Consider the following 14,341-nt stretch of genomic DNA (forward strand, 5'->3'; position numbering starts at 1 on the left):
TTCTTCATAAAGATAAAGCATTTTTAGCAAAATTACACGTTAAAATATCTCGCATCTGGATGCGCGAAAACTATTGCTGATACGGAAGCTTCTGGCTCCATCATAAAGCCTTCTGTCAAATGAACCCCTATATCTTCTGGCTTGAGCAAACCAAATAATTTTTCTTGGTCCTCCAAGTTTGGGCATGCAGGATAGCCAAATGAGAAACGTTGCCCTTGATATTTCGCAGCAAAACGGTCTCGCATCGTGAAATCTGTATTGTCTGGGAAGCCCCATTGATCACGAATTTCTTGGTGCATACGTTCCGCAAAGCCCTCAGCAAGCTCAAGAGCAGTTGATTGAAGGGCATGACTTTCAAGGAACTTCCCTTCTTCTTTTAATTGACGAGCTGTCGCCATTACACCTTGACCAGCTGTGACAACCATCAATGCAATATAGTCCATTTCTCCACTTTCTACTGTTTTCAAGAAATCTGCTAAACACATAAATGGCTCCACCTGTTGGCGAGGGAATGTAAAGCGTTCAATTTCCGTTTTACTATCGGCAGGATCATAAACGATGACATCATCTCCATCAGCTTGTGCTGGGAAGAATTGATACAAGCCTGAAGGTTTCAATATATCACTTTGTAAATAATCATCCACCAATGCTTTTAATTCTGTTGCTCGCGTATCCCCTGCATCTAGTAATTGTTGAACTTGTCCTTTTAGCCCTAAGTGATGCCCTAGTAATGTTCGCATATTGACATATGGATATAGATGCGACACCGAGTACTCCTTTTTCACATGACGGCGAACATCCGCTGGCAGGAACACCGGTGCATCTTTCACAGTACGTACAGGCTTCACTGTAATTTCTTTAGCAGGTCGTGCTGCACGTTTTTCATCTGCTTCTAATCGTTTTTGGCGGGACTCTGCTATTTCAGCTAAAAAGTTTTCTCGCGTCTCACTACCCATTAACAGATTCACTTGCTCTAGCCCTTGCATCGCATCTTTTGAGTAAATGACAGGTCCTTCATATTCATTAGCAATTTTCGTTTCAGTAAAGCGTCGAGACAACGCCGCCCCTCCTACTAGTATCGGCACATCAATACCAGCAGCCTTAAAGTCTTGCGCAGTGATCACCATCTGCTGAGCAGATTTAACGAGTAAGCCAGATAGTCCGATGAAATCAGGCTTCTCTTTACGAATCGCTTCAATTAACTGAGCTGGCGTTACTTTAATACCTAAATCAACGACTTTGTAGCCATTATTACTTAAAATAATATCTACTAGGTTTTTACCGATATCATGCACATCACCTTTTACAGTAGCGAGCACCATTTTACCTTTACCAGAACTGTCCTCATTTTTTTCCATAAATTGTTCAAGATGTGCTACAGCAGCCTTCATAACCCCCGCTGATTGTAATACTTCTGCGACGATAAGCTGATTATCGTTGAATAAACGACCAACCTCAGCCATCCCTTCCATCAGCGGCCCATTAATAATATCAAGCGGCGCCTCAAAAATTTCACGAGCGGCATCTAAGTCTTCAATAAGCCCCTCTTTTGTTCCTTCTAAAATATAGTAAGCTAAGCGCCCTTCCACCGTTTTCGGAATATCCGCTTCTGTTTTCTCTTTCTTTTTATCACGATAAAAATCAGTGAAAACCGCTAATGTTTCATCATTTGTATTAAACAATAAATCATTTGCTAGCTTAATTTCCGCTTCAGGAATCGATGCATAACGCTCTAATTTCTCTGTATTTACAATCGCGTAATCCAAGCCCGCCTGTGTACAGTGATATAAATAAACAGCGTTCAGAACTTCACGACCCACTGGTGGTAAGCCGAAAGAAATATTACTGACACCGAGTACCGTTAACGTACGTGGCATTTTTTCTTTGATAAGACGTATGCCCTCAATTGTTTCAAGTGCTGATCCAATATATTGTTCATCTCCAGTACCGACCGGGAACATTAACGGGTCAAAAATAATATCTTCAGGAGCCAAGCCCCATTTCTCCGTTAATAATTGATAAGAACGCTCAGCAATTTCTAATTTACGATGACGATCTACTGCCATCCCCTGCTCATCAATCGTACCGACAACTAAAGAAGCACCATATTTTTTCACTAATGGCATTACGGCGTCAAAACGCTCTTCTCCATCCTCTAGGTTAATAGAGTTAATGATGGCTTTCCCTTGAGAAAATTTCAATGCTTCCTCAATTACTTTTTCATCTGTGGAGTCGATAACCAGTGGAACCTTAACCTTTTTCACAACTTCCTGCATAAATCCACGCATATCCGCCAATTCATCTCGGTCAGGGTTCGCTAAACAAATATCGATAACATGTGCACCATTTTTCACTTGCGCACGTGCAATTTCTGCCGCTTCCTCATATTTACCATCAATAATTAAATTTTTAAATTTTCGAGAGCCAATAACATTTGTTCGTTCCCCAATAAATAATGGACGCATTGAATCATCGTACACTAAAGGTTCAATACCCGATACGACATGACCATGTGTAGCTTCAGGCAATTGACGTGGCTTTGCATCCTTCAGTACTTCTCTAATTGCTGCAATATGGGCTGGTGTTGTCCCACAACAACCACCGACAATATTCAGCCAGCCTTTTTCCGCAAAACCTTTTAATTTTTGTGATAGGGATTCGGGTGATTCATGATAGCAACCTTCCTCATCCGGTAAACCTGCATTCGGATAACAGCTAATATAGCCAGTAGAAAGCTCTGCTAGTGAACGAATATGGTCGGTCATAAATTCTGGACCAGTTGCACAGTTTAAACCGACTGAAAGCGGCTTAATATGTTCGATTGATATGTAAAAAGCATCGATTGTTTGCCCTGCTAATGTTGTACCCATCGGTTCAATCGTGCCGGATATCATCACCGGTAATTCTTTGCCCGTCTCTTTAAACGCACGTGACACCCCTAGTGTCCCCGCTTTTACATTGAGCATATCTTGACTCGTTTCAAGTAGCAGTACATCTGAACCTGCTTCAATTAGAGCCTTTGCCTGTACATAAAAGTTTTCTTCTAGTTCATCAAAGGTAATACCGCCAGTGACTGATAATGTTTTCGTCGTTGGGCCCATCGCTCCGGCAACGAAACGTGGCCATTCTGAAGTAGAAAATTCATCCACTACTTTGCGTGCAATTTCCACAGCACGTTTATTAATCTCTTCCGCCTTAGCCCCAAGATTATATTCATTTAATACGAGAGGTGTACCGCCAAACGTATTTGTGCAAATGATATCCGCACCAGCTTCTAAATATTTTCGATGAACCTTTTCAAGCACATCGGGTCTAGTTAATACAAGATTCTCGTTACATCCATCAAGCTCCTCACCACCAAAATCTTCTGCTGATAAGTTTTCATTTTGAAGCATTGTACCCATTGCGCCATCCAGAATTAAAATTCGTTTCTCTAGTTGCTCTTCAATCAAGTGCTTAGCCATCTATACTTACTCCTTTTTTCTGTTCATCCAATTGTCCGATAAATTTCATTAATTCAAGCGTCATATCATAGCGTAAAAACGGTGTAATTAAATAAATACCATTAAAATATTCTGCCGCTACTTCTACTAACTCTTTGGCAATTGCAATCCCTTCTAATGTTGAACGTTCTTTATCTTCACCACACGCCTTCATACGTGATAGTGCATCGTCTGATAATTTAATCCCTGGTACTTCATGATGTAAAAACTCGGCGCTCTTATAGCTCGTTACTGGCATAATCCCAATATAAATTGGGGCGTCTAAATGCTTTGTTGCTTCATAAATTTCCACAATTTTTTCTTTTGTATAAACAGGTTGAGAAATAAAATAATCCGCACCATGTTCAATCTTTTTCTCTAAGCGTGTTACTGCACGATCTAATACACGAACATTGGGGTTAAATGCTGCCGCAACAGAAAAATTTGCTTTCTTACGAAGTGGCTTACCGGAAAATGATATCCCCTCATTCAACTGTTTAATTAATTGAATAAGCTCCATGGATGAAACATCATAAACACTTGTGGCACCTGGGAAGTCTCCTACCTTTGTTGGATCTCCAGTAACCGCTAAAATATCATGAATGCCAAGTGCATTTAAGCCCATTAAATGGGACTGTAGACCAATTAAGTTACGGTCACGGCACGTAATATGCGTCAACGGTCGTACACCATGTGTCTCCTTTAATAACGCACCCATAGCGACATTACTAATGCGGGGAGACGCAAGCGAATTATCAGCCATCATCACGACATCTGCACCTGCTTCATATAATTTTTTTGCCCCTTGAATAAAACCGTCAATTTCTAGATGTCTCGGAGTGTCTAACTCTACGATAACCGAACGTTCGCGCTTCACCTTTTCATGTAGCGGTTCATATGTCGCAGGTTCCGCTTCCCGCACAATCTCTACTTTTTCAGGTTTCGTATACTTTGCTTCAACCGGCGTTAACTCTTCTAAATATTTCTTCGCAGCTGCTATATGCTTAGGTGTCGTACCACAACATCCACCGATTAAACGAACACCTTGGTCACGCAATGCAACTGCCGCTCGGCCAAAATAATCAGCTTCTGACTCATAAACGACACGCCCATCCTCTAAATCTAGTAGTGACGCATTTGGATATGCTGACATAAATGCTTTATCAGGAAGCTCCACACCTTCAAATGCTTGAATTGTATGATGGGGACCTAAACGACAATTGACGCCTACTACATCTGCACCAAGAGCTTGTAACTCATGTAATGCTTGATTTAACGTCATTCCATTTTGCAACACACCCGGCTCATGCATGGATACTTGTGCAATAATTGGTAGCTCTGTTTTGCCGCGTAACATATTTAACGTTGCACTTAACTCTTCAAAATCATAATACGTTTCAAGTAAAAGACCATCAGGATTGCCTGCAAGTAACACATTTGCTTGTTCTTCAACAGTCAATAATATTTCCTCTAATGTAGCATCACTTTTACGGATGCCACGGATGCCCCCAATTGTCCCTAAAACAAATTGCCCGCCATCAGCTGCCGCTCGTTTTGCAATCGTGATTGCCGCTTCATTAAATTGTTGCACTCGTGATTCTAAGCCGTAACGTGCTAATTTAATCGCATTTGCACCGTAAGTATTGGTCTGAATGACATCTGCACCAGCGGCTATATATTCTCTATGAATTTTTTCAATTAACTCCGGTCTTTGTACATTCATTTCCTCATGACAGTACTCTAAGCCGTAGCCATATAATACTGTACCAATGGCTCCATCCGCAGTAAGCACATGTGTTTTTAACTTTTCTAGCAATCCCATAAATCGTAGCCCTCTCTTTCCTTGTATCCAAAATATAAAAAGCCTTCTTTTACAAAAAGAAGGCTTTAACGAATCGCAATTGTTGTTCCTTCTCATCTTCGACCAATAAGGTCTTCTGGATTTAGCACCTGACATAAGTTGGTTGCTGAAGCTTCATAGGGCCAGTCCCTCGGCTTCTCTTGATAAGAATATAGTATGAATTTTTCAAATAATTAAAAGAATCATATCGTTTACAGGCGATAGAGTCAAGACTATTTCACTTAACAAAGAAGATTTCTCACGAAAAAAATATTATTTTAGCTTTAACTTCACCGTGATACTAGTTTTTCCGCAAGCGCTTCGCCTATTTTTTTACCATTTTGAATACAAGCACCAATACCTACGCCGAAATATGAGCAACCTGCTATCGATAAGTTGGGATACCGTTCTGCAAGCTCCACTGTTAAGCCTTTCAACGCCTCATGATGTGCCAAATCGTATTTTGGCATTTGATCGATCCACTTGGCTACATTTACAACCATTGGTTTTTCATCAATGCCTAAACTTTTCTTTACATCTTCTAATGCTACAGCTGTCAATTCTTCATCTGTCATCATACGTAATGTTTCATACGCAGGGTTAATGCTCTTATAAAAGAGGCGCACGAGCAATTTGCTATTAGCAGATGTATGTTTCCATTTTCGGCTTGTCCATGTTGCGGCATTGCATTGTACATTCGAGTTATGTGACACAATAAAGCCTGTCCCATCTGCCGGTAGCACTGCGTCTGGTACATCAAAGCCTAGGTAAATGGTGATGGCAGAGGCTGTAGTAAATTCTTTAAAATAGCGATCCAATGATGGGTCCTGTAATAAGCTTTGTACGGCTTCATTTGGCAGTGCTAATACTACGTGCTCAGCCTCAAACATGCTTCCATCTGCTAATGTAATTGTATAATGTTCTTCATGTTTTTTTACATTGGTTGTCGCTACGCCTTTAATAATTTCTACATTTGTTAACGTTTCTTCAAGACGATGGATAAGTGATGATAAGCCCTGTTTAAACGAAATAAACTTTTTGTTGGAAGCTTTTACAAATTGTTCGCGATTTGCCTCAAAACCTTTAATAATACTACCGTACTCATTTTTATAGTCGATTATGTACGGTAAGGTAGATGCTATCGACAGTTGATGGAGGTCACCCGAATATACCCCAGCTAATACTGGTGCAATTTGATTTTGTACAAGTTCTTCCCCTAAGTAATATGTTAAAAACTCACCGATTGAGCTGTCCTTAGTAAAGCCTTTATTCGGCATTGTTAAATCTTGTAATGCCTGTTGTTTACCTGCTTCTGATACTAGTGTACTCGCTTCAAGAGACGCTAAACTCATTGGAATACCGAATGTTGAATCAGCAGGGATCGCATGTAATTCGTCATTTGTATAGATATAAGATACCCCTGTTTCGTTGTACACTAGCTCCTGTTCGAAATTAAGCTCCTGCACCAACTCCATGACCCCTTTATGACGAGCCACAATCGAGTCAGCACCCGTTTCCATAATGAATCCTTGCTCATAAGCGGAATGTAACTTACCACCTAAGTAGGGATTTTTCTCAACAAGCACTAGTTTGACATCTATGTTTTTTTGCAATACTTGGCGTTGTAAATAATGCATCGTACATAAACCAGTAATGCCGCCACCTAATACAACTATTGTTTTCATAAAGTATCGCCCCTAATTCGTTATTTCTCTCCTTATTAGTATAAACTTTTTTCACAAACAATAACGTTCAACCCATTACAAATTTAGCAACACTATAAAGTGTCAGGCACTCAAACAATTCGAAATTGTTTGAGTGCCTGACACCGAAAGTTCACCTAGTTTAAGTTTTGTGCGACATTTGCTAATTTGTCAGCTGAATTTGTTACTTCATTAAATGCTAGCCCAAGCTCATGAAGGACCTGAACTAAGGCCTGAACCTCTTTTTCCATAAGGTCATTTTGACACTTAGCTTCTGTCATTGCATCTAAAATTTTATTAAACTGTCCTTCAGTTTGAGCCATGTTCTCCTCACCTGAAGCAACCTCTGCCTGAATATTACTAAGCGAATATGCCAGTTTAGACGTTCGCTCTGTCGTTTTTTCTAATAATTTTGCAACGGATGTAACAGATTCTTTCGTCTGACTAGATAATTTACGTACTTCCTCTGCCACAACACTAAAGCCTTTCCCCGCCTCTCCAGCGCGGGCTGCTTCAATAGCTGCATTTAAAGCAAGCAGATTTGTTTGGTTGGCAATGTTCGTTACAACATTCATAATCGCTTCCATTTCTTTCGACATATCCGTTAATTGTTTAATATTATCCGTAATATCATCCACTGACTGAATAATATTACACATATTTTGAGATTGATGTTGTAAGCATTCGCGACCTTCTATTGCTTGACTTTCTGCTAACGTACTCACCTGAAGCGATTTTTTTGCCAATTGCTTAATTTCATGTGATTGATTATTTAATAGATGGAAGGAGGCATTTGTTTCTTGTGAAATGGTCGCTAATCCTTCTGACGATTCCACAATTTTTTTCTCAACTGCTTCTTTCTCACGTTCAACGTTTTCCTTCAGTTGCTCAATTGTACTTTCGAACGCTTCTAATACAAGTTGCTGCTCGAAATTAGAAATTTTAGAAATTGCTCGTATTGTATTCAATTGGTCTTTCGGATGCACTACATGTTCTTCAACTAAATCAATAAATGACATGGTTAAATCTTGGAAAGCACAAATATACCATTGTGTTCTCAGTCCGATATGTACATGCACTTTGGCGATATTTACTCGTCTTTTATAAAATTCCTCATCAATTGTACCGTTAAACATTTCAATAATATGACGACGCAATGTGACCTTCAATTTATCCACAGAACTATGTTTATTAATAATATCTACTAAACTATGCTCAGTTCCAATCATTTCATAAAACCGGTCAACGATGTGATTTATGTTGTCCTCAACAAATGGTTTAAAAGCTTTTAAATATTGTAAATCTTCTTTTGTCAAATTTAGCATTTCAATTTGCTTAACCAGTGTTCGAGAGTTCGGAACATCCATTGTCACCGAGTATTGCTGTAAATCTAACGTCATTGCCTTTTTCTGTTTTTGAAAAATCACACTTTTCCCTCTTTCATTACGTGTTCTTTTGAAAAGCTGAGCAAAAATCCCATTTCCGTTTACCCAAATATATTGACAAATCTATGAAAAGATACCACAACCATTAATAAATTTACAAGAAAATAATATAACAAAATAACATCATAATAAGCAGTAATTCATTATTTTTCATTATTAAAATCACTCATATACATTATACATTTTTAATATAATTGTCAATTTATTATATCCTATATTTTACCATTAAACAGCATACAGTTTAAACGTAAACTAAATGGTCTTCAACTGTTAAATTGCAATAAAACGCTATCATAATTTTTTTCAGTAGCTATTTCTACAGTATTTATTAGAATTTACGTATTCCCTCTGCAACACTACATGTAATATTAAGTATCTGTAATTTCAATATCTCCCCTTCGGCCATTTATTAAGAGTCCTTTATCCTGTTTTTTTATTTAAAAATGAATATAATTAACCATTGTAAATTTTGTTAATAAATAGCATAAAATAACCATTCTATTAACAGTCTACTCCTGTAAAAACGAATTCTCTCTCATATCATTTTTCTATGTATAGATGTATGATCACTATTTGCTCATCCACCACAATAAAAAACCGCAACGCCTAGTTCACAGCTAACCGTTACGGGTAAATTTCAATATCATAAAATTTCAAATTTAAAGTTCTTCTAATTCTTCTAGTAAAACGGTTGCTTCTTCTATACCTGCTTCTGCCGCAAGCCCATACCATTTTTTCGCTTCTTTAATATTACGTGGTATTCCCTCACCTTTGTTATAAATATGACCAAGCTGCAATTTTGCTTCAGGGTCTCCTTGGAGTGAGGCTTGCTTGAACCAATGAATACCTTTTTCAATATTACGAATCCCCGTTAAACCCTTGCTCCAAATAAAGCCCAAATCATAAAATGCATCTACATGATATTGTTCAGCCGCTCTTTCAAACCAATATAAACCACGATTTATATCCCGCGCTTGCCCTAAGTGACCTTCTAAATAAATCCCACCTAGTCTGTATTGCGCTTCAACATAGCCTGCCTCAGCCGAATTTTTATAAAAGGCAAATGCTTTCTCTTCATCTATTGCAACACCTAACCCTTGTTCATGCATAAGACCTAATGTAAACATTGCCTCTGCCACCCCTTGTGCGGCAGCAATCTCGAACCAATGTTTAGCAAGTGACATATTTTCTGGTACACTCTCACCATTCAAATACATATCCGCTAAATTATTTGCCGCATCTGCATGCCCTTGTTGCGCTGCAGCTTCGTATAACTTAAAAGCACGATCATAACTCTCTTCTACACCAATTCCTTCAAAATAATAGTTACCAAGAGCATATTGGGCATTCGCATTATCTTGTTTTGCCGCTAATTCAAACCACTTAATCGACTTTTTCGGTTGGAAAAATGTATCCTCATTTGCACTATAATATTCTCCAAGTTCAAATTGGGCATCTGCATCTTGTTCTTCAATCGCAGCTTTGTATAAATCGATGATTTCTTCATGGTCTAAATCTTCTTCTTCAAAAACAGCAACTGTTTCGTCCTGATGTGTAAAATACCATTCCAGGACATCGAGGACATCATCAACAACCTCCGTTGTATACGCTAACTTCTCTAAGGAAGTAATTTGCCATATTAAAATATATATCGGGAGTGGGATTGCCTCACGCAATACATCATCATATTCTGCTAACAGCGTTAGTACATTGTCTTGCACTGTTTGTGTTTGCTCAGGATGTACTATTTGTAAGTGTCGCTGATGTTTTTTTCTTAGCAATCCCTGAATAACTTGATAGAGCATCTTTTGCAAGGTTGTCAGTTGTACTTCATCCAATATGAGTAAAGTGAGGTTTTGTGCAAACCATGTATTCTGTATATTTGTTGATTGTTGTAAGGACTCCGTTCGCTCCTTATTTTGCTTTGCTAAAAATTGCCCGTACATTTCATTTCCCCCCTTGCACACTATGTAAAAAAACTGCCTTGCTATTATTATATGGAAGGCAGTTCAAGAATGGTTACACATATGCTCTTAACATTAGTCCTACAAATAACGTAATGACGAAAAAGAGCGTTATATGTCCCCATTTATACATTTCTAACAAACCGATAAATTCACGAGTAAAAGCGTTAGGTATATAATATAACGCCGTTTTAGAGCCTACACCTTGTGCATCAAGCTTTGCCCTTCTTGCATAAATACTCGCTCGAAATACATGAAAATTATTCGTAACAAAAAGTGAACGGTACTTTTTCCCTTGCGCGTGCGCATCCATGATCGCTTTAGAGAACGCCATATTTTGCTCTGTATTTGTCGACCGATCTTCCATCAATATTTTCCGATTCGGTATTTGATGTTTATCTATCATATATGTTTCCATCGCAAACGCTTCTGAAACTTGTTCATCGCGCCCTTGCCCACCCGAGACGATAATAAAAGGTCGCTCTCCATATTTTTTATATTGCTTGACTGCCTCATCTAAACGGCTTGCTAATAGAGGAGGAACTTTATCACCAATTAGGCCAGATCCCAGCACAAGAATATAATCAGGTTCATATGTTATCGGTGCAAAATGATAAATGATAGCGTAGACCATCACACTTGTATATAAAAATACTGTATAAGCAAAAATCAAAAACGCATAAAAGAAAAGAATATGCCAAAGAGGATTTTCAATATTCGTAAAGAATACGAAAACATAGCCAATCATCATTGCAAAGAAAGCCAAGCCAAACACAGCTAGTAATACATTTCGAAATCTTCGCCCTTCTTTTTCAAGCAGGATTTTACTATTGAAAAACATCGCAATGGATAGTATTAACATGATACCTGGTATAATACCGAACAACGTCATGATACCCATTTTGGACACAATACCTTGTTCGTTAATAAATAAATCATAACGTGTTGTCATACCTACAAATACATTCAACCCTATTAAGCCTAAAACGACAGCGTTAATAAAGCGTCTTTTTTCTGTAATATACAGCATTAAAAATATTGAAATTAATAATGTCATTGTTGGAAGCACTGCATTTACTCCTTTCCTTCCTTTCTATTCCCATTCAGCAGTATGCTGACACTACTTGTTCATATATTGCAAATTTCCTAAATTACAGGTAGTGAATATTTTATTTTTCACTATAGTTCATGTAAAATTACTATTAAGAACTATTTTATGATAAAACAAAAAATTATTTTGGAGGAATGTAAGTAATGAAAAAAATTCTTGCTGCTCTTTTTGCAGCGACACTAATGTTTGCATCAGTTGGCGCAACACTATTAATATCAGACACACCAACTGCAGAAGCGAAATCATATAAGTCAGGTAAAAAAGGCTTCTCAAACAACAACAATAGCTCAAATATCCAAAAATCTCAGGATAATTCTAAAGACCAAAATAATGCTACAACAAATAAAAATAATACTACGTCTACAAACAAAACAGATTCAACTACTGCAAAAAAAGGTGGCTTTTTCTCTGGCGGCCTTATGAAGGGCTTAATGCTAGGTGGTTTAGCAGGTTTACTATTCGGTAGTCTATTTAGTAGTTTAGGTATGCTTGGTAATATTTTAGGTTTATTAATTAATATCGCTGCTATTGCTGTAATTGTGATGCTTGTCGTGAAAATTATCAATATGTTTAAAGACAAAAAGCGTAAAGAACAGGAAGCTACACAATGGCACAAATAATTAACGAGCAAGATATTATCAATGCAATTTGTCTTTCACAGGCTTACCATCTAAATGTTCGCCCTGAAGACGTACTTGTTGAGCTAACGTACGAAGATGAGACAGGCTTCGGCGCGGAAGTCGAAACAAACGGTAAAATCGAAGTATTGAATACCGCTGCTATGATTGGCGCATTACGTGTATGGATTAAAGACGTCCTACACGGCGATCCTTTCTCAACTGGTATTGAGCTAATTTTAGATGATGAAGAAGGCATTATTGCCAAACTATCATAGTTTAAAATCCATTAGGTCTGTTGAGTTTGTCCAGATTATTTAAGCATTAGTCTGTGACATCTACTGAAAGACCACTCATAGTTCAGCGTTGATTTAACACTCATCCCTGACTTATTGAAGTAGAGTACCTCTACTCACTATTAAAACAAATAGCCGTTCAATAAATCTTCTTAGTGGATTTATTGAACGGCTTTTTAATAGTTAGCTTAACCGTAATGACCTCTGACAGATTCGCTTTCAAGAAGTTCCTAAAGAAGGTTTATTTCAAACGTTCACTAAAGTTCACTAATATTTTAGCAGCATGGCTTCTCTTTGTTGGGGCTTCAGGAGAAAATCTTCCTTCACTTCCTGCAACAATACCAAGCTCATACAGCATTGTGATGGCATTTTTCGTTTCATCATTGTAGCTAGTTATATCGGTAAACGGTGTTTGATTTTTCACAACATATGTTTGGTTAAACTGTTTTTCATAAGCACGATTTATCATTAATGCTAATTGCGCGCGCGTAATAGGCTGGCTTGGATTAAACTTGCCATCCGCCCCCTTCACAAGACCATGTGCATAAGCAGCAGCAATTTCTGACTGTGTTTCGGCATCGTAGCTCGCTATATCTGTGAAAGGCGCTTTGCTAGTTGTTGTTAAACCTAAGCTTCTAACAAGCATCGCTGCTGCTTGTGCGCGTGTAATATCTTGTTCAGGTCTAAAAGTACCATCAGCATAGCCCTTCATCATGCCTCTTGCAGCCGCTTTTTGAATGAACTCCTTTGCCCAATGATTTTCTATATCTAAAAATTGCACTTTACTGCCTGTTGTAAAAGTTGCAGTTGGACTTTGTACACTTTCATTCCCTGCCGCATCTATCGCTTTTATGGCAACAGTATAAGTAGTATTATCTACTAAACTATCGAGCGTTATAGCTGTTTGATTGGCATCGACTGTAGAGTAGAGTGTATTATTCAAATACACATGATAGTTCGTAACCCCTTCATTATCAGTTGCCGCTAGCCATTTTACATTTGCCTCTGTACTACTATTAACATTGACTTGGATTGCTGAAGAAGCATCCCATAGTGAACTTGCTTTAATAGCTGGTAAAAATGCCTGCTTTGCTACTGCTAAATAACCTGCTTCACTTAAATGAATGTTTTCTGGATTTGGCAAAAAGTTAGGTACATCTTTCGCCACTACGTCATATGTTGGCACAAATATTGCACCTGCTTTCTCAGCAGTTGTTTTAATAGAAGCATTCATGATACCTAAAAGCATTTTAAACTGTGTTTGCAAGTCTTCGCTATAATAAGGGAAAGAATTATAATAGCCCATCACGTAAATTTGTACCTGTGGATTTAACTTCTTTATTTCCTTGAGTATTGCCGCTATATTATTTATAGCTTCTTGAGATGCCTTTATAATGGCGGCTGTATCAATACCAGTTGTTGACGATTGTTTTAGAATTGGCAATAAATCATTAGCACCAGCAGTTAACGTAATCAGCTCTGCCTCTTGAATTGAAGCTCTAAGCTTTGCACGATCATTTGTATAACCAAACCCCGTCACTGGCTTTTCTACATCATCTTGTAAGTCTTTTAACACATTTTTAGTTGTATACCCCGAATAGGCAAACCCTTTATTATAGGATGTAAGTAAACCTTCTTGTTGTAATGCCTGTGCTACAAAATCTGTATAGCCTAAGCCAATGGCTCCGACTTCATTCATACCATGTGCTAATGAATCGCCTAGCGCTATGTAATCAGCCTGTACAACCCAGCTTGGCGCTATATGATCTTCTTTCTTTTCCGCACTTGCACCTACAGGTATTGTTAATTGTAAAGCTAGCATGCTAGCAGCTAAAAAACGAAATTTTTTTGAAAATTGCATATACCCACTCCTCCTGCTCATC

9 protein-coding genes and 1 riboswitch are annotated in these 14,341 nt (G+C 38.1%); of the genes, 2 read left to right on the forward strand and 7 right to left on the reverse strand.

Annotated elements, in window-relative coordinates:
* Nucleotides 1-32: 32 nt before the first annotated feature.
* The 6 genes from metH to LO754_RS20910 form a co-directional block, all read right to left on the reverse strand.
* Entirely contained in the window at nucleotides 33-3,464 is a 3,432-nt protein-coding gene (gene metH / locus LO754_RS20885) for a methionine synthase (RefSeq protein ID WP_025220675.1), read from the reverse strand.
* Nucleotides 3,457-5,304, reverse strand: a complete 1,848-nt coding sequence (locus LO754_RS20890) for a bifunctional homocysteine S-methyltransferase/methylenetetrahydrofolate reductase (protein ID WP_231785189.1) — start codon at nucleotides 5,302-5,304, stop codon at nucleotides 3,457-3,459. Before LO754_RS20890 ends, metH begins: the two co-directional genes overlap by 8 nt.
* 89 nt (nucleotides 5,305-5,393) lie before the next feature.
* Nucleotides 5,394-5,493: riboswitch (SAM riboswitch) on the reverse strand.
* A 119-nt stretch (nucleotides 5,494-5,612) separates the two neighbouring features.
* Complete coding sequence (gene hemG / locus LO754_RS20895; RefSeq protein WP_231785190.1) at nucleotides 5,613-7,007, reverse strand: protoporphyrinogen oxidase; 1,395 nt, start codon at nucleotides 7,005-7,007, stop codon at nucleotides 5,613-5,615.
* A 155-nt stretch (nucleotides 7,008-7,162) separates the two neighbouring features.
* Nucleotides 7,163-8,452, reverse strand: coding sequence for a globin-coupled sensor protein (locus tag LO754_RS20900; protein ID WP_231785191.1), 1,290 nt, complete (start codon nucleotides 8,450-8,452; stop codon nucleotides 7,163-7,165).
* Nucleotides 8,453-9,129: 677 nt separating this feature from the next.
* Entirely contained in the window at nucleotides 9,130-10,416 is a 1,287-nt protein-coding gene (locus LO754_RS20905; RefSeq protein ID WP_024363963.1) for an SEL1-like repeat protein, read from the reverse strand.
* 73 nt (nucleotides 10,417-10,489) lie between these two features.
* A complete protein-coding gene (locus LO754_RS20910; RefSeq protein ID WP_024363962.1) occupies nucleotides 10,490-11,503 on the reverse strand; it encodes a YdcF family protein in 1,014 nt (337 codons plus the stop codon).
* Nucleotides 11,504-11,688: 185 nt separating this feature from the next.
* Between LO754_RS20910 and LO754_RS20915 the strand changes: the two genes are divergently transcribed.
* Entirely contained in the window at nucleotides 11,689-12,165 is a 477-nt protein-coding gene (locus LO754_RS20915) for a hypothetical protein (protein ID WP_024363961.1), read from the forward strand.
* Entirely contained in the window at nucleotides 12,153-12,440 is a 288-nt protein-coding gene (locus tag LO754_RS20920) for a DUF2653 family protein (protein ID WP_231785192.1), read from the forward strand. The genes LO754_RS20915 and LO754_RS20920 overlap by 13 nt, the downstream gene beginning before the upstream one ends.
* Before the next feature lie 259 nt (nucleotides 12,441-12,699).
* Here the strand turns inward: LO754_RS20920 and LO754_RS20925 are convergent, their stop codons facing one another.
* Complete coding sequence (locus LO754_RS20925) at nucleotides 12,700-14,319, reverse strand: S-layer homology domain-containing protein (protein WP_231785193.1); 1,620 nt, start codon at nucleotides 14,317-14,319, stop codon at nucleotides 12,700-12,702.
* Nucleotides 14,320-14,341: the final 22 nt, after the last annotated feature.

The organism is Lysinibacillus sp. GJ-1, assembly GCF_021166035.1.
Lineage (GTDB): Bacteria > Bacillota > Bacilli > Bacillales_A > Planococcaceae > Lysinibacillus > Lysinibacillus sphaericus.

Coding starts and splice junctions, on each gene's coding strand:
- LO754_RS20925 (WP_231785193.1), bottom strand. CDS start 14,319: ATGCAATTTTCAAAAAAATTTCGTTTTTTAGCTGCTAGCATGCTAGCT.
- hemG (WP_231785190.1), bottom strand. CDS start 7,007: ATGAAAACAATAGTTGTATTAGGTGGCGGCATTACTGGTTTATGTACG.
- metH (WP_025220675.1), bottom strand. CDS start 3,464: ATGGCTAAGCACTTGATTGAAGAGCAACTAGAGAAACGAATTTTAATT.
- LO754_RS20920 (WP_231785192.1), top strand. CDS start 12,153: ATGGCACAAATAATTAACGAGCAAGATATTATCAATGCAATTTGTCTT.
- LO754_RS20915 (WP_024363961.1), top strand. CDS start 11,689: ATGAAAAAAATTCTTGCTGCTCTTTTTGCAGCGACACTAATGTTTGCA.
- LO754_RS20905 (WP_024363963.1), bottom strand. CDS start 10,416: ATGTACGGGCAATTTTTAGCAAAGCAAAATAAGGAGCGAACGGAGTCC.
- LO754_RS20890 (WP_231785189.1), bottom strand. CDS start 5,304: ATGGGATTGCTAGAAAAGTTAAAAACACATGTGCTTACTGCGGATGGA.